Here is a 318-nt window from a genome sequence, read left to right as displayed (position 1 = left end):
TTTTATCGCTGAAGAGCTAAGAGCGGGTATTCAAGGCGTTAAACAAGGGCAAAAATATGCTTCTTTGGCATTAGGTTTAACGCAATGGCAATCTATGCGTTATGTAATTTTACCTCAAGCCTTTCGTATCGCTCTACCTCCGTTACTGGGTCAATACATGAATGTGATAAAAAACTCATCACTGACTATGGCGATAGGTGTTGCGGAGCTTTCTTATGCATCAAGACAAGTCGAAACAGAATCATTACGTACCTTTGAAGCCTTTGGGGTCGCAACCATCCTTTATATTGCGGCAATCGCATTAATGGAAGCTTGGGG

1 protein-coding gene is annotated in these 318 nt (G+C 42.1%); it reads left to right on the top strand.

The genetic code is table 11. The features are described 5' to 3' along the window. The coding region (locus BHE89_RS00135) for an ABC transporter permease subunit (protein WP_128860256.1) at positions 1 to 318 on the top strand (318 nt) is incomplete at both ends.

Origin of the sequence: Shigella sp. FC1967, from assembly GCF_001743005.1 — a bacterium.
Classification (GTDB): domain Bacteria; phylum Pseudomonadota; class Gammaproteobacteria; order Enterobacterales; family Enterobacteriaceae; genus Proteus.
Note: the sequence above shows the minus strand (reverse complement) of the source record. Positions and strands in the feature narration are given on the sequence as shown.